Genomic DNA, 15,736 nt, shown 5'->3' on the forward strand with positions numbered 1-15,736 from the left:
GATTGAGTGGGCTCGGATCCTACGAGCGTCCGATTCGGGTCTGCAAGCGAACGCTGCCGACCATTTCGTCGAGTTCGTAGTGCGGCGCCAACCGCATGATACAGTAAAACGAGCCCGGCTTACCGGGGTCGGGCTGGACCGTGATGCTGGCTTCGCGAAGTGGTTTGCGGCTTTTCACATCGGCACTCGCTTCGCGGTCGGCGGTGACGTACTCGATGATCCAGTCGTGCAACAGCCGTTGTAATTCTTCCGCGGTGGTGAACGAACCCATTTTGGTTCGGCCGATCACTTTGATGTAGTGGGCGAACCGGGAGACCGTCAACATGTACGGCAGCATGGCGCTGATTTTGGCGTTGGTATTGGCATCGGCGGTGTCGTACTTCTTGGGACGCTGGAGCGATTGGCCGCTGGCAAATACGGCCATCGGCGTGTCTTTGCAATCGCAAATCGGCAGCAGCCCCAAATCACTGAGCTGTCGTTCCAGCGAATCGGTGACCGCGATTTCGGTCATCGGTCGCGGGACCACGCCGGGCGCGTCGGTGGGAAAACTCAGCGCGGGCAGATCCGAGACCAGTCCGCCGCCCTCGACGTCCTGACGCAGCCCGCGGATGTCGGCCAGCCAGCCACTGGTCGCAAACGAACGCATCAACACCGCGGCGTAGGCATAGCCAGGATTGCCCCACAAATAACCCTTTCCGTCGGGGCTGAAGACGTCTTCGCGGAAAACAAAACGATCGATCCGGCTGCCGTCGTCTTCGTAGGGCCCACGCATCAGGATTCTCGGCAGCACGACGCCGACGAATCGGGCGTCTTCATCGTCACGCAGCGCGTTCCATTTCAAATAATCCGTTCGCGACAAACGGGATTCATGATCGCGCGTCACCTGCAACTCGGAAAAGCTTTCCAGATCCAGCAGTTCCGGGCTGGCCGCCAACAGTACCGGGCAAAACGAGCTGGCCGCCACGCCCGACAAGGCTCTCAGGACCGACAGGTCATCGGTCGGGTGTTCTGCCGAGACGCGGGGCTGGATGTCATAGTCCCCGACCAAGACGCCGAACGGTTCCCCGCCGGGCATCCCCAGTTCCTCTTCGTAGACTTTCTTGAACAGGGCGCTCTGGTCGAATTCGACGTTGCGTTCAAAGTCTTTTTCGAGTTCTTTCCAACGCGCCGACAACACGCGGACCTTGATCATCGGATCGCTTTCGATGTCCGCTCTGCGGACCAGAAACGCCAACCCGCGCCAGGAGGATTCCAAACGCTGGAACTTGGGATGATGCAAAATCGCGTTGATCTGGTCGTTGAGCATCCGATCGATCTCGGCGATGTCGGCGGCCAAGCGGGCGAGCACCGATTGCTTGTCTCTCAGCCGCCGATCTTGGCTCCAACTTTTGCCGAACCAACATTCCAGCGACTCTTCGACACCGTCAGCGGCAAGAAATTTGGCCAGCGGCGTGGCAGCCGACCGGCCGGGTTGCGACGCCGGCGCCGAACCGCCGTCGTGAGCGTCCGCCGCAGCCGACAGGACTCGCTGAAGCAGAGACTCCGCGAGTACTTCGGTGTGATACGATCCATCGGAGCGGAACTCGGCAGGCGGCATCGTGGCTTGCTCTTATCAGCCAAGCTTGGGGATGCTGGCGACCATTCTCATGCTGGTCGTCAACTCTTCCATTTGCAGCCAGGGTCTCATCCAGGCGACGGCGTTGTAGGATCCGGGTTTGCCCGGGATTTCCTTGACCTCGACGCGTGCTTCGGCCAGCGGATAGCGGGCGCGGACGTCCGACGGCGGATTGGGGTCGCTGGTCACGTAGTTGTGAATCCAACGATCCAGCCAGGCTTCGCAATCGCTGGCTTCCATGAAGGAGCCAATCTTGTCGCGTCCGAGGACCTTCAAGTAGTGCGAAAAACGGCTGGTGGCCATGATGTACGGCAACCGTGCGCTGATCGCCGCGTTGGCGGTCGCTTCGGGGCGATCGTAGAGCTTGGGTTTCTGGGTCGTTTGGGCACCGAAGAAGACCGAGTAGTCGGTGTTCTTGAAGTGGCACAGGGGCAGGAACCCGAGATCGCTGAGTTCTTTTTCCCGGCGATCGGTGATGGCGATTTCGGTCGGACATTTCAAGTCCATGTCGCCGTCATCGGCCTTGAAGATATACGAGGGCAGCCCTTCGACCTTGCCGCCGTTTTCGACACCGCGGATCGTGGTGCAGAAACCGGTCTTGGCGAAGGCGTCGGTCAATTTCGCCCCCATCACGTAGGCCGTGTTCATCCAACAGAATTCGTTGTGAGCGACGTGGATGGACTCGCCTTTGTTCCCCACCGGGACTTCTTCATAGGCGAATTCGTCGATGGTCTTGGTGTTCGCACCGTAGGGCAATCGGGCCAGGGTTCGCGGCATCGTCAACACACAGAACCGGCTGTCTTCGCTCTCGCGGAAGCTTTTCCACTTGGTGTACTCGGCCGAATCAAAGATGCGGGCCAGATCACGCGGCTTGGACAGTTCCGTCCACTCGTCGAAGCCGAACAGTTGCGGCGCGGTGGCGGAGATGAAGGGGCAGAACGCCGAGGCGGCGACGCCGCTGACGTTGGTCAGCAGATCGACGTCTTCGGGGTGGTTGGTGAATTCGTAATCGCCGATCAGCGCGCCGTAGGGGGCGCCGCCGGGGGTGCCGAATTCGTCTTCATAGAGTTTTTTGAACAACTGGCTTTGGTCGAACTCGACCGCCCGGTCCATGTCTTTGAACAACTCGCGTTTGCCACAGTTGAGCACACGGATTTTCAAGGAGTCACCGGTCTCGCTGTTCTGCACCAGGTGATGCAGTCCGCGCCACGAGCCTTCCAGTTTTTGGAATTTCTCGTTGTGCATGATCGCGGCGAGCTGGGTGCTCATTTTGGCATCGATGCCGGCGATGGCGGCATTGATCGATCGCATGACATCCTTGTCAAACGTCACGGTCCCCTTCAGGGCTTCTTCGGTCAGCGTTTTGATCAGCTCTTCGGCACGCGAGCGCTCGGTTTTTTTGGTCGCCGCGATCGCGGTTTCCAAAAGACTGACGCTCTCTTCGGTCTCGGTCGTTGACTGCTGTTCAGCTTGGCCTTCGGTCTCACCGGAACTCATGGCAAGTTGACTCCTCACATCGGGGGATTGATTCAGAATAGTTTGAAGGACGAACGGGCGCGGGGAATTACTCCGCTGCCGACTCGTCGGTGTCCACGCCAAGCTCTCCGGAAAGCTGCTTGAGCTGATCGCTGTTTTTGAGCACTTGTTCCAGCACGTTTTCCAGGTCGTCGCTCCGATCGATTTTGGTGGCCAGATCGCGCAGCTTGTTTCGCGTGGCCATCAACTTCTTCAGCGGATCGACCTTGTCGACGATGTTCGCCGGTTCGAAGTCGTCCATCGATTTGAAGTCCAAGTTGACTGACATTTCGCTGCCGTCACCGGCCAGCGTGTTTTCGACACGCATGTTCAATCCCGGCGTCATGCGTTGCAGCACGTCATTGAAGTTGTCACGATCGATTTGGATAAACTTTCGATCCTTCAAAGGTTTTAATTTGCTCGTCGGGTCCCCCGAGAAATCGCCCATCACGCCGACCACAAAAGGCAGCTCTTTGACGACCTGTGCCCCTTCGGTTTCCACCTCGTAGGTGATGTGAACGCGAGGCTTTCGGACACGGTTCAACTTTTGCTGTTGGCTTTCGGCCATCTCATTATCTCCAGACGAGCGATTTGCGGGCTCGAACACGAGCCCCTCTATCATTCGGTTTTAGGTTACCGGTCCCCCCCAGGCAAGCTTTCCGAGGCGACCGGGTGTCAAGAAACTAGTGAAAATGTATCTCAATCATCGTCGTACTCATCGTCCTTGACCGGAATCCCAGTGCGTTCGGACAAGTTCTTCAGCACACTGGAGTCTTGGATTAATTTTTGCAACAAGGTCGGCAGGTCCATGCGTCCGAACTCGACGGTCTGTTGGAGCATGTAGCTGACCGGAGAATGCGGCTCGGTCTTGCGAAAGAATTCGCTGGCCTTCATCAACATCCGAAACGCGTCTTCGCGATTGTTGACCTGGGCCTGTGCCAGATCGACCTTGGGCCCGGCGTTGGGTGTCAATCCCGTCGCCGCGGTCTCCCCGTCGCCTTCGGGTTCTGCGTCACCGTTGCTGGACAGCAGGTTCCGCGTCAGATTCGAAAACGCCTGCTGAATCGTTTCCAGCGTGCGTCGGATCTGGCTGCTCGGCGGCGTGTGGTCCTCTTCACCCTCGACGCGGCACTTGGATTCCAGCACCGCGGTCATCTCCATGTAGGCCTCGATCGCTTCGGCAATGTCTTCCTCTTGCTGTCGCAATTGATCCAAATCGATCTGGCGGACCGCATTGTCGAAATCATTCTCGGAAACCTCGCCGCCACCGCCCCCGGTGGTCGCCTCGCGGTAGGCCGCGTAAGTCAGCGCACCGTACTCGGGCAGCAACGGGATCTCCTCCAGCGGGGCGATCAACGTCCCCGGCCCTTCCACGCCGTTCAAGCTGGAAAGCTGCGAAACCGTATCGAGGTAGCCGTCCTCTTCGTCATGTGGCGGGTAGATTCCGTCCCAGTACGTTTCGCAGATCTTGCTGACCAACCGAAACGCGTCGCGGGCCCCGGCGTACCCGTTGCGTCGCGTGTTGGCCTCGACCAACCAGGACGCGACCCACAGGTCTTTGGAATGCTGGGCGATGATGTCGACGCATTGATCCAGCACGGTTCTCCAGTCGGGCGAACTGGGCACTTCGACCCCCTGCCCCTGTTCGCTCAACGCCGCCAGCTCGTCGTCGTCGTACATCGCGAATTCGCGAATCTTGCGTTCCGCATTGACCGCTTCGGCCCGGGCGTCCTTGGCGCGCTGAAATCGATCAAAATCGCTGCGACGCAGATACTGCCCGCTCGGGGATTCGTCCGAAATCGGGGCTAACAGTTGATCAAAATCAAGTGTCGGTTCAGATGCCATGGTGAACTCTCGGTGTCCGACGGGGTGGACGTTTCACGGGAATGCGTTTAATCGTTGCCGCTGCGACGCAGGCTCTGGGCCATCTGGTCCAGGCTCTTCGCATGAATTCGACTCGCCCAACTCTTGCTGATCCCAACGCGATCGGCCGCTTCGGTTAACGAAAAACCTTCGAAATAGATGGCGATGATCAATCGTTTGGCGTCATTGGGCAGGTCGTCGACCAATTTGCGTAGCGTTGTTTGCATTTCGCGGTTTGCAACGACCTTGCTGGGAATCTCGTGCTGATCGGCCGCCTGTGCCAAGACGCTCGTTTCCGAATCCTCGTCACCGCTGGCCAGATAGACGATCGCAAGCCGCTCGGCCATCTTACCCAACCAGTCCGCATCGTCGTTGGAACTGGCGCCGTCGCCACGGGTTTCCGACTTGGATGATTCCGCCTGCAAGACATCCTCGGCCATGTCGCGGAATCGCATCCGCCGCAACCGCGCGCGGCTGGTCCAATTCATCTTGGAGACGCCGTCGTAGATCGCCCCGCGGACACGGTAATAGGCGAACGTCGTGAAGCGGGCGCCGCAGTCGGGATCGTATTTCTGAGCCGCTTCGGCCAAGCCCAGTTGCCCATACGCGATCAGGTCGTCCAGGTCCATCGGAATCGGCAGCGAGCGGTGCACCCGCAACGCAAGCGAACGGACCAAACCCTGAGCTTCGTTGATCAGGTCGGCGGGCGATTCGCCGTCACCGGAGGTCTCGTCGCTCGGATGGGCACTCACGATTCCGCTCCTAATGAATTCCAAAATCCCTCGATCCGACGGCGGCTGTAGTCATTGGTCCACAGCGCCCGACCGACTTCATCATACAGATCGGCGGGCAACTGCCGCGCCCGCGCCCCCAGGCGATGTTGCAGCACCGCGGTGGCGATCCGCACGAACAGCGCCTCGTCACAGGGATCGTCCACGTGCCGAAGCTTTGCATCGCGAAGCACTTCCAACAGTTGGTCCGAATTCTCTTGGTGCCGAATCAGCGTCTCGCCCAACACCTCTTGCAGCAAGCGTTGGCTCTGGCCGGTGCCCGCGGCTTCGGCCGATCGACCGCCACCCGGGGCAACATCGGACGCGTCGCCGGCGTCACGATATCGCGTGTAAGTTTGGCGTGACGGGGAGGGCTGGGCAGGCATCGGACCACATTCACTCTGCGTTAAAGTACCAAATCAACAGCCCCACGATCGTGGCCACCAAGGCCCCGTTGATCACCATCAGGATGCGCACCCCGGTCTGCATCCGATCCTCCTCGGCCAGCGCTTCACTGCCCCATTCCAACTCCTCTTCCTCGTTGGTGGCTTTTTTGAACACGCTGGCCAGAAACGCCTGGCGATCCGGCATCGCACCCGACGCGACGAAGTAACAACCGCTGAACAACAGCGGTTCGCCGTCACTGAGATGCGGGCCGGCCGAGTTGATCGCATAGGCGGACTTGATCAGGTGCGCCAAGCGGGGCTGGAACGTTGACCGGATCCGGCACAGCAACGAGTACAGGTGGCGGTTGCCGGGTTTGCTCAGCCCGTCGCCTTCGCGAAACAGCAAGTACGACCAATCCTCGAACGCCCCGCAGGCATGTTTGACGACGGCATCCAACTGCGGCGCCGTCGGCAGATTCCACAATCCGTATCCCTTGCCGAAGCGTTGCACCGACGATCGTTCGGCACCGACGCGTCGGACGAGTTCGCGGAACCCGGTTTCCAGTTCCATCGAATCGACGACGTGGGTGACGCTGCAGCGGACGCGCAGCGACCCGCGGAGGCAGGCCAAATCGGCTTTCAGCGCGATCAGGATCTGGTTGACCATGTCTTGCGATCCGTCGGCCAGAAAACGGAATGGCGTCGAGACGATGACGCCATTGATCGGGCAGAGCGGATCGCGCAGGCGGCGAAACAGACGACACAGGTAGGCCAACCGCGCCGTCGCCAGACTGGCATCGCTGGGCGTCAGGATCGCGCTGGCAATGCCGCCGCCCTGCGGTGCGGTCGGGTTTTTCAGACCGCCGGAAACGTCGCCGACCATCATCGTGCCGCGCATGTCGGCGCCCTGGTTTTGTGGCGGCACGGGGATGTTCAGCCCGGCAATCGTGTTGCGGACATCGGCCGAATACGCCGAAGCGTTGCCGCCGGCCGGTGGCATGGGCGGACGCATCGCGGCCGGATTCTGCCCCATCGTGCTCACGTCCATCGTCCGATCGGCCTGGAACGGCTGGGGGGCGCCGGGCATTTGCCCGGGGACGATCGTCGCGTCTCGCGGGGAACCGAGCAACTTGCTCAGCTGGCAACATTCGGTGCACACCACATAAATCGCCTGCTGGTTGGCGAACACATGGATCGGCGCCGGCCCCAGCGGGGCCCTGACCGGGAACTGCGTATTGGAGGTCGTCATGAAGGCATTGACCGATTCGACCGTCCCCGGCCCGGCGATCAAGAAGATCGGCGTCTCGGACGGATCGATCGATTGTTCCTCCATCGCCCCCAGCGCCGTCTCCCAGGCGCGATCGATGTCTGGAAACGCCGACGGTTCGCCTTCGAGCCACAGTTTGAGCGCGAACCAAACGACGATCGGGATCGCGATGACCAGCAAAAAGATCGCCGGCAACTCACGCCAGTAGAAGCTCGCCTTCTGTTCGGTCTGGTCGGTATAAAAACGAATAATCGCCCAGACGATCGCGACCAGCAACAATCCGAAGAACAGCAGCCACGCGGCCCGGGCCTGCAACGACAGACCGAGGATCCGCTTGGGCGAACTGATCACGCTGCTGGGGATCCGCGCCAACATGCGAAACGGGTACAAGACCGCGTCGACGAAACTTCGTATCGCGCTGCCCATCGTTATCGACTCCGATCTTCTTTCATGGCCACACCAACATTTTTCCGATCCCGACGGCGACCGCGGCCAACAGCACGCAACAGATCACCGAACTGATCAACAGATACTTGCCTTCCAACGGCGGTGCCCCTTGGCCGGGGCGTCCTTGTTCCAGGATCGGCGGTCGGCCTTGTCCCAATTGGATCGCCATGCCGGTCCGCCGCGCCCATTCGTCCAGCGAGGCCGGCACGCCGAAGTGTTCGTGTTGGGCGGTCGCTTCGGGGTCGGCGTAAAGCCCGCGAAACCCCAACACGACGCAGACGTAAAACACTTCCAAGGCGTCCTTCTGGGGCAACTCGGTGGCCTTTTGGCTTTGCTCGTAGAACTTCGAAAACGCGCTGGTGCTTTTGAAGATCTGAAATTCCAAGCGGTTCTGTTCCCACCACTTGCTGCCGTCCCAGGCGGCTTCGATCAGCAAATCGTCGACCCAGGCGACCAGTGCGTATTTGGCCAGTTCCCAATCGGGCCGTCGTCCGAGCATGTTTTCGGCGTTGTCGAGCAAGCCGCGGATCTTGGCGCTGGTGTCTTCCGGACTCGGATTCTTATTCGCCTCGATTTCATCCACGACGGATGAAACGTACATGAAGACGGGGTCAACGGCGGCGGCGAATTCTGGCGACATGGAGGAGAAGGGTTGATCCGAGGCGAAGGAGAAAAGCGTAACGGCGGCAAACGGTCTCAGTCTTCAGCGGTGGGGACGGCGAACAAACTCAGTTTGAGCGTGCCTTCGATTCCGTCCACGTTGATTTGTAATTCCTTCTTTCCCTGCAGCGTCGCCAAGTTCGCAATCAACGCTTCCTTGAAACGGACGCCCAACCGCGGCGAGTCGTCCGAACGCAGGTCTTCCCAGGCCGGTCCGCTTTTATTGACGCTATAGAACAGCCAATTATCGCCTTGCGGTAGGGCCCGTGGAGCTTTCGTCTCGGTGATTTTCAGTCCGTCTTGTCGAAAACGGAACATGAAATCGACCTTTTCACTTTTCCCCAGTTTCCAATCCAGCCGACCGATTTCCAGCAACTCACGACACTGTGCCGCCGTGATTCGCTCGTGCTGCACCCCAATGTACCATTCCCAACCCTTGCTCATCCATTTTTGGTCCAACTGGACTTCTTGGCCTTTTCCGGCACCGATGAAGTCGCGGCGTTCGAATTTGTACTCCTGGACCTCGGTGATCAGTGAGCGGATCTCTTCGAGCACCCAGCCGAAAATGCGCGCCAGATCGTCATGGTCGTACAGCGGGATTTCGCCGGGCCGACGATCGGAGCGGAAAATGGAAAGCGAGCCGACGATCCGGCAGAGGTCCGTGTAGGCGACGTGGGGGTGGACGCCACGGGCAAACGCCAGCGACCGCAGCGAACCGTAGCCCGCGTTGAGCGCGGTCAACATCAGCAACCGGTTCATGTCACCGGCTTCGGGCGCCCCCTGCATGATGCCCCGCGTGATCACTTGGGAGCTGAGCACTTCGATCTTTTGGCCGATGATGTCGTAGACGGCCCGCACATAATCGCGCGCCAGTTCCGGCCAGGCGTCACAGCCGAGCACCGGCGGGATGTAGTCACCGTCCAGCTCCGGCGCGGCCTCGGCGGCACCGGAACGCTTGATCCGTGCGATCGGCAGCGTTTCGTAACCGGCCAGATTGTCCGTGCCCAGCAAGATTTGGACGTTCAAGGTCCGCAACGAAATCTCTTGCTCGTTGCCACCGGCGTTTTCATCCGCGACGGTCCCGGGCAGCCCCACGAAACGATGTTGGCCGCCGCGCTGGGCCAACGTGTTGGGACGCCCCAGTCGCAATTTTGGCACGGCCAAAAAGACGTCGATCGATTCGACCTGATCGAACGCATCGGAAAGACTTCGCTTGACAGATCCACCTGTCTTACCCAAATCCACACGATCGGGTTGTTGTGCCGAGTCGATCCAGATCACGGTGCCGTCGCGAAGCCGGGCCTGGCATTCGCTCAATTCGAACTGGCCGTTGGCGATCGCTTCACGGCTGAAACTGATCTGTCGAATGCCGTAGTTGTACCCGTGATCGAGCGCAACGTGCTGTCTGGCAGTCTCGTCGATACTCCGTTCGGCGGCCTGCATGTGATGGGGCCGTAAAAACATCCCCTCTAACCAAGCAACACTCTCGTTGTGCATCGCGTTAGTGTTCTCCTCACCGGGGCTGTCAGAAATCTGCCGTCAGTAATCGCATCGTTGCCATCAATTCCACTCGACGATGATACTCTAGCAGGTGTCGGGTATCGTTCCCACTAGGTAAACTTTTCGGTAGGGTTCAGTCTTCTTCCGTTGGATCGCATCACAATGAGCACCTCAGGCAAATACGGCGAGCGACAATCGTGGCGGCGTGCCGAAAGCGGTCAGGCAGGAAAACGGAAAACGATCAAAGCCTTGCTGACTCTGGTCGCGATCGTCCTGACGTTGCTGTTCGTGTACATGTTGCTGCCGGGGCCCAACCGGCAACTGATCACGATTCTGGTTTCCAACGATTACGACACCGATGTGATCACGCCGCCGATGTTCGGTGCCAATGCCCGTGCGGCGTTGAAATCCCAGCTTCAGGCCAATGACTTGCGTGGCAGCTGTGACGTCATCCGCAGCAGCTTTCAGCAAACCGAACTCGTCTCCAAGTACTTGAGTGACCCCGACGACACCGTGATGGTGGTGCTGCGCGGCTACCTGATGCTCGACGGAGAGGATCGACCGTCGTTGGCGTGCAGCGATTTGGCGATCGGATCGTCGCCGCAATCCCCCAACGGCTTGTTGCCGCTGACGGAGATTTTGGAACCGTTGGCCGCCGTGGCGTCCAGCTCGTTTCGTGGCACGCGGCTGGTGGTGATCGACGCCGAACCGCTGGCCGCCCAACCGTCGCTGGGCCAATGGAACGATGACGTGTTTGCCAAACTGGATGAAACGATCCGGCAATTGCCCGGCCAGTCTGCCGATCGCTTGTGGGTGTTGCTAACCCGTGGACCGATGCAAAACGCCGGCTGGGATGCGACGACCCAGATGCCGCTTTCGACACAGACGCTGTTGGACGGCATCCAAGGCGGCGCGGATCTGAACCGCGATTTGAAAATCGAACTCGATGAACTGTGCGCCTTTCTCTCGGATCGCTACGGGCAGATGCCGCGCAACAACGAAACCGACAGCCCCCGCGTGATGCTGCTGCGGGGCGGTGTCGGGCAGGTGGAATCCAACGCCTTGTCCCGCGGCGACTTGGACGTCTGGGTCGCGCGCGTCGAACCACCGGCGGACGAGGAGGGCGAAGCGGAAACGCCGGAGGATTCGGGCGCGGTCGCTGACGACCTTGCCGACAAACTCTCTCAATCGCGACCGACCTCTGCCCCGATCACCCCGGTCGTGTTGCAGTCCGCTGGCGGCGAAGCGGCAAAGGCGACGCCCCCCGAGGGCAGTGCGGGCGATGCCGCTGGCCAGACGACCGACGCCCCGACGGCTGACGCCGGGGCGCCCGCCGCCCCGACCGCAACGGCCGCGCCGTCGCCGACCGGAACGGCTGCCGACGCACCGGCGGCAAGCAACGCCCCCGGAGGTCTCGTTGACGCACCCGCTGAGTTGACGTTCTGGGACATTCGTGACCAATTCGAATCGATTCCCCTGGCCAGTTCGGACGGCAAACCCGACGCCAGCCCGATCGCGCTGGCGCCGCACCTGTGGCGGCGCTTGCTGGTGTTGGTGCTCGCCGGTCAGATCAAAGATTTTGACCCGGCGTCTCCCACGCCGACGCCGCGGCAGGTCGCTGAGGATTTGCGGGAACTGCAGCGAGTCATCAAAGGGCAAACGCCGTCCGGCGAAATCAACGACAACATCTCCGATGACATCGTCAGCCGATTGAAACGGCTGGTCTTGGATCACCGGGTGACGCGAGAGTCGACGCGTCCGGATCGTCGACTCCGCGCCGCCGATGCGTTGCAACACGCCGTTGCCGTCGCGCGATCACGGCTCTGGTCGTGGCTGGAATTCCAATGCCAAGCGGCCATCGCCGGCGGCCCGGTTCCCGACCAGGGGATCGCCGACGCCGCACTGCAGGCCGAACGGGTGCTCGCCGCCGGCGAGGGATCGGAGCGGCCCGACCAGGGGACGTTGGATCGCCAGCTGTCCCGATTGCACGCCGCGATCAACGTGTTCGACCGCAACGTCGAGGGCGCGGTCAATCAATTGCTGGCCGGATTTGCCCTCGATGATCCGCCCCGCACCTGGGAACTGAATCGCAACGCCTGGGCCTGGCTGCGAAGCCCGCTGCCGACCGGCGACCAGCGGCGACGGCTGCGGGCGGCGATCACGAACGCCCGCATCGATCCGACCGATACCCAAGAGCGTGCGGTGAATTTCAGCGACGTCGTCTTTGCCCGGCCCACCCCGTCGCAACGGAGCCGAGACGTGACGATGAAGTATCGGTCCGAGCTGGCGGAATATGAAAAAACGCGTGACGTCACGGCCGGCCCCGTCGACAAGGCCGGCCCCGCCGGTTGGAAAGCCATCCTGCAACAGGGCAAGGACCAGCCGGGCGCGTTTGCCGACCGATTCGCCGCGGCGCTGCGGATCGATCCACGCATCAACGTCGTCTCCAACCAGCAACCGATCTCGCATGCAATCACGCCCAAACCCATCGTCCGCATCGCGAGTGTGACGATCTTGGATGACAGCGGTCAGAAACTGGGTGACTCGGCGGTGCTGCGTTTGGAAACGATGCAAGACCGACGCAACGTGACGCTGCGAATTGATCCCGGCCGCGACCGACCGGTTCGGCTGTTGGTCAGCGCCAGTTTGCGCAGTTCCTCCAACGACTTTGGGCCTCCCCGCGCCGAAGTCGTCTGGAAAGCCCCCGGCATGGCGAACAGTCGTCCGGGAGAATCGATCGCCATCACCATCGACGGCGATTCGTCTCGCGATCTGCCGCTGGAGATTCGTCCGGCGACGCTGGCCGAGCGTGGCGTCGATCTGAAGCTTCAACTGCAGATCCGCGCCGACCGGGTCAGCGACGAGATCGAAGGCGTCGTCGGCATCCACTCCCTGCCGATCGAATTGCCGCGCGAGAACCGATTGCGACTGGTCGCTTCGTCACCGCCGGGGATCGGCTGTTCTCGAGAGGTGCTCAGCGACGACGGCAGCCTGCCGGGCGGGCTTTGGTTGCGGACGTTCAACCGTCGAAAGACGCCGTTTCGATTCGAGTTGTTCAACGAATCCGGCAAAGCCTGCATGGCCAAGGTCTGGCTGATCAAGCTGCCCAAACCGATGCCCGACACTGTCGCCGCCTATTGGCCCGATTTCGCCGCCAATCTTTACGCCAGCCCCGAGGGAGGCATCTTGGACGAGAAGGGCCGGATCCTGGAAAAATTCTTGCTGCCCACTCAGATCTTGAAGGGCCCCAGCACGCTGGCGATTCCTGCCGACGGCGAGCGCGTCGCGCTGAACTTCCAGGCCCCCGCCGCGTCAACCGACGGTGCATCGGCGCCCGCAGCCGCATCGGTGCCCGCAACCCCGGCGGCGCCCGGCGACACGCAAACGGACGTCAGCCACGGCATGGCATTGGTTTGTCGATTGGTCGACGCCGATGACAACGTGATGCCTGAAAAAGATCAAATCATCTGCCTGGTCGCCAAGCCGTGGGCGCCAAGCGATTACGTCACCACCAACGTGTCCTACAATGACGGCGAAGTCGAAGTCAACGTGGAGCTGGAGTTTGACATCGACGGTGACGCTTCGCGCGACGCCTTGCCCCAACTGGAAAAAGTGCCGGTCAACGTTCGTTGGGTCCAGGACGACCAGTGGTCGGACTTCACCGCCGAAACCAGCGATCCGCCGCGCAGCCTGTTCGTGGATCTCAATCCACAAGCCGGCAGAAAACAAGCGTTCTTTCGCGTGCCCGTCGTCCGCCGCAATCGAGAATCTTGGTGCCGACTGGATGTCGACGGTTGGCCGCGTGCGATTCAGCACGTCGTCCAACACCAACCGGGTGCCCTTGGTGCGGCCAAGCTCAAGAACCAGATCAAATTCGGCTCGATCGCGTTGACCCGGCGACCACAGGGAAACACCGAGCAGCCGACGACGTCGTACCACTGGCCGGAGAATGACGTTTATTTCAAGGGCGACGGAGACCAATTGATCGCCACGATCAAGGCCGATTTCGGTTTCCTGACGCGGACCAGCGATCCCGAGGTCGCGCTGGATGTCGAAGGCCGCCGGTTCACCAGCTACAAGACCGATCGATTCATTCGAACCACTGCCAGCCCGTTGTCAGACCAGGGCGTGATCACGTTGACCACCCAGGTCAGTGACATCCAGGTCGAACTCAGCCAAGGCCGCTACCGCGATGAACGCATTCCGATCGACGCCACGCTCAAATTGGACAACATTGAACAGGAGAACGCTTCGATCACGGCGGTGCTGGATTCCACGCCGCCGGACAAGAATCTGATCGCCATCACGCCGCGGCAACGCGGCCCGTACTACGACGGGTCGACGTTGGAATTCTCCGTCACCGCCAGCGACCTGGGGTCGAAAGCGGCCGGGATTTCACGACTGGAAATCGGGCTCGACACGACCCAGGACGGCAAGGCAAATACCAAACAAGACGATCATGTCTTTGACCCGCCGGTGTCGCCCGCCGTTCTGCCGGCCGGCAAGTCACGGTTCAAATTCCAAGTCGCCGGCGAATACGCCGTCATCGTCCGGGCCATCGACGCGGCCGGCAACGAGAGCAGCAATCGGTATCCGATCACGATCACCAAAAAACCGCCGCCGGCTGACACACCCGGCGGCGAGGGAACGGGCACGCCGAAGGTCAAAATGGGCTGGCTACACGGGGTGCTCGACACGCGTGCGGGGATGAACGGGACGTTGTTCCTCAGCCCTGCCCCGGCTCCGGTGAACAGCAAAGAGAAAACGATTCTCGGTCAAGACAAGCGTTTCGATTTCGGGCCGTTGCCCGAAGGCAAGTACAGCTTGAAATTCAAGGGCACCAAACAAAACACCAGCGTGACGCTAACTTGGAAAGATCTGGAGATCGACACCACGCCCAAGAAGTCCAAACCGCTGTCGCTGAGTCTCGATCAGGCCGAAACAGAATAGCCGTGGCGGAACGCGCGCCGTCGCTTGCTCTGCGTTGTCTTGATTGACATGCGAATTCGAATTTCCAAGATTTCAATTCGGAATCAAGCAACAAATCCGGGGGTGCCACGAGAACGGTAGTGTGCATCGTGGCGAAACAATTCGCCCACGCAAAACACTTCCGGTTTCCATCCTCTCCACGTAAGGAACTGACCATGGCTGCTTACATTAAGTTTGATGGCGTTGACGGCGAATGCAAAGACAAGGACCACAAGGGCTGGAGCGACTTGCTGTCGTTCAGCCAAGCGGTCCATCAACCCGGCGGCTCGGCCACCGGTGCGACACGGCGTCGCGGCGACGTCATCATGGAAGACATCTCGTGCACCAAGGAACTGGACAAATCGAGCCCGAAAATCGCCGAATCGGTGTGCAAGGGCAAGGTCTACCCGAAGGTCGAAATCGACGTCACCGCGTCGTATACCGATGCAGGACGCGTGACCTACTACCGCTATGAGCTGACCAACGTCCTCGTGACCAGTTACAACATCGGCGGTGCCGGTCAAAGCGAATCGGTGCCGACCGAAGACTTCTCCTTGAACTTCGAAGAGATCAAGGTGACCTACACCGAGAACGATTCCAAGGGCAAGAAGAAGGGCAACGTCGAGTACTCGTGGAAGGTCGAAGAAGGCGAGTCTTGATCGCTCTCCCCGAATGGAAGTGGGGTAAGCATCCTGCTTGCCATCCTCGCCGGCTCCGCCGGCGAAGGTAAAGTGGGGTAAGCATC

At 60.5% G+C, this 15,736-nt stretch carries 11 protein-coding genes; 2 read left to right on the plus strand and 9 right to left on the minus strand.

From position 1 onward, the window contains the following. Window positions 1–19: 19 nt before the first annotated feature. From tssC (Enr13x_RS26210) to tssK, 9 genes are all read right to left on the minus strand, one after another. Complete coding sequence (gene tssC / locus Enr13x_RS26210; RefSeq protein WP_145389866.1) at window positions 20–1,597, minus strand: type VI secretion system contractile sheath large subunit; 1,578 nt, start codon at window positions 1,595–1,597, stop codon at window positions 20–22. 15 nt (window positions 1,598–1,612) lie between these two features. After that, a complete protein-coding gene (gene tssC, locus Enr13x_RS26215; RefSeq protein WP_145389869.1) occupies window positions 1,613–3,112 on the minus strand; it encodes a type VI secretion system contractile sheath large subunit in 1,500 nt (499 codons plus the stop codon). Window positions 3,113–3,179: 67 nt separating this feature from the next. Next, window positions 3,180–3,698, minus strand: coding sequence for a type VI secretion system contractile sheath small subunit (gene tssB, locus Enr13x_RS26220; RefSeq protein WP_145389871.1), 519 nt, complete (start codon window positions 3,696–3,698; stop codon window positions 3,180–3,182). Between the two features lie 131 nt (window positions 3,699–3,829). After that, window positions 3,830–4,975, minus strand: a complete 1,146-nt coding sequence (tssA, locus tag Enr13x_RS26225; RefSeq protein WP_145389873.1) for a type VI secretion system protein TssA — start codon at window positions 4,973–4,975, stop codon at window positions 3,830–3,832. 47 nt (window positions 4,976–5,022) lie between these two features. Next, the gene (locus Enr13x_RS26230) at window positions 5,023–5,745 is read right to left on the minus strand and encodes a sigma-70 family RNA polymerase sigma factor (protein WP_197455370.1); all 723 of its coding nucleotides are present in this window, start codon (window positions 5,743–5,745) and stop codon (window positions 5,023–5,025) included. Then, a complete protein-coding gene (locus tag Enr13x_RS26235) occupies window positions 5,742–6,149 on the minus strand; it encodes a hypothetical protein (protein WP_145389877.1) in 408 nt (135 codons plus the stop codon). The genes Enr13x_RS26230 and Enr13x_RS26235 overlap by 4 nt, the downstream gene beginning before the upstream one ends. Before the next feature lie 10 nt (window positions 6,150–6,159). Continuing rightward, window positions 6,160–7,842, minus strand: coding sequence for a type VI secretion protein IcmF/TssM N-terminal domain-containing protein (locus Enr13x_RS26240; RefSeq protein ID WP_145389879.1), 1,683 nt, complete (start codon window positions 7,840–7,842; stop codon window positions 6,160–6,162). Between the two features lie 22 nt (window positions 7,843–7,864). Beyond that, complete coding sequence (locus Enr13x_RS26245) at window positions 7,865–8,503, minus strand: DotU family type IV/VI secretion system protein (RefSeq protein WP_145389881.1); 639 nt, start codon at window positions 8,501–8,503, stop codon at window positions 7,865–7,867. A gap of 56 nt (window positions 8,504–8,559) precedes the next feature. Continuing rightward, window positions 8,560–10,020, minus strand: a complete 1,461-nt coding sequence (gene tssK, locus Enr13x_RS26250) for a type VI secretion system baseplate subunit TssK (protein ID WP_145389883.1) — start codon at window positions 10,018–10,020, stop codon at window positions 8,560–8,562. Window positions 10,021–10,185: 165 nt separating this feature from the next. Between tssK and Enr13x_RS26255 the strand changes: the two genes are divergently transcribed. Beyond that, window positions 10,186–14,973, plus strand: a complete 4,788-nt coding sequence (locus Enr13x_RS26255) for a hypothetical protein (RefSeq protein ID WP_145389885.1) — start codon at window positions 10,186–10,188, stop codon at window positions 14,971–14,973. Between the two features lie 194 nt (window positions 14,974–15,167). Next, the gene (locus tag Enr13x_RS26260; RefSeq protein ID WP_145389888.1) at window positions 15,168–15,650 is read left to right on the plus strand and encodes an Hcp family type VI secretion system effector; all 483 of its coding nucleotides are present in this window, start codon (window positions 15,168–15,170) and stop codon (window positions 15,648–15,650) included. Window positions 15,651–15,736: the final 86 nt, after the last annotated feature.

Source organism: Stieleria neptunia, from assembly GCF_007754155.1.
Classification (GTDB): domain Bacteria; phylum Planctomycetota; class Planctomycetia; order Pirellulales; family Pirellulaceae; genus Stieleria; species Stieleria neptunia.

What these genes read in the sequence shown, in the direction of transcription:
- tssC (WP_145389866.1), bottom strand. Translation starts at nt 1,597, where the DNA reads ATGCCGCCTGCCGAGTTCCGCTCCGATGGATCGTATCACACCGAAGTA.
- tssC (WP_145389869.1), bottom strand. Translation starts at nt 3,112, where the DNA reads ATGAGTTCCGGTGAGACCGAAGGCCAAGCTGAACAGCAGTCAACGACC.
- tssB (WP_145389871.1), bottom strand. Translation starts at nt 3,698, where the DNA reads ATGGCCGAAAGCCAACAGCAAAAGTTGAACCGTGTCCGAAAGCCTCGC.
- tssA (WP_145389873.1), bottom strand. Translation starts at nt 4,975, where the DNA reads ATGGCATCTGAACCGACACTTGATTTTGATCAACTGTTAGCCCCGATT.
- Enr13x_RS26235 (WP_145389877.1), bottom strand. Translation starts at nt 6,149, where the DNA reads ATGCCTGCCCAGCCCTCCCCGTCACGCCAAACTTACACGCGATATCGT.
- Enr13x_RS26240 (WP_145389879.1), bottom strand. Translation starts at nt 7,842, where the DNA reads ATGGGCAGCGCGATACGAAGTTTCGTCGACGCGGTCTTGTACCCGTTT.
- Enr13x_RS26245 (WP_145389881.1), bottom strand. Translation starts at nt 8,503, where the DNA reads ATGTCGCCAGAATTCGCCGCCGCCGTTGACCCCGTCTTCATGTACGTT.
- tssK (WP_145389883.1), bottom strand. Translation starts at nt 10,020, where the DNA reads ATGCACAACGAGAGTGTTGCTTGGTTAGAGGGGATGTTTTTACGGCCC.
- Enr13x_RS26255 (WP_145389885.1), top strand. Translation starts at nt 10,186, where the DNA reads ATGAGCACCTCAGGCAAATACGGCGAGCGACAATCGTGGCGGCGTGCC.
- Enr13x_RS26260 (WP_145389888.1), top strand. Translation starts at nt 15,168, where the DNA reads ATGGCTGCTTACATTAAGTTTGATGGCGTTGACGGCGAATGCAAAGAC.